A 248-nucleotide genomic window follows, 5' to 3' on the forward strand; every position below is an offset into this window, starting at 1 on the left:
TTTATAAATTGTGTTGTTTGGAGAAAATCGGCTGAAAATGTAACAGAATATTGTATGAAGGGCTCACTTGTTGGGATTACCGGGCGTATTCATACGAGTAATTACGATGATGAACAAGGAAAGAGAGTATTTAGAACTGAAGTTGTGATTGAGAGTATTACATTTTTGGAGAGAAGAAGGGAGGGAGCATCGCAATAATAGTAGACTTTTAACTATAGTTATGGAACGATTAGGTGAAAATAGAAATG

At 35.1% G+C, this 248-nt stretch carries 1 protein-coding gene; it reads left to right on the top strand.

Annotated features, from left to right (window positions below; translation table 11 throughout):
• Positions 1-198, top strand: a 198-nt coding sequence (gene ssb / locus KI356_RS22465) for a single-stranded DNA-binding protein (RefSeq protein WP_212936509.1), incomplete at its 5' end; no start/stop codon positions are given.
• Between the last annotated feature and the right edge of the window lie 50 nt (positions 199-248).

This window comes from Bacillus hominis (assembly GCF_018332515.1).
GTDB lineage: Bacteria > Bacillota > Bacilli > Bacillales > Bacillaceae_G > Bacillus_A > Bacillus_A hominis.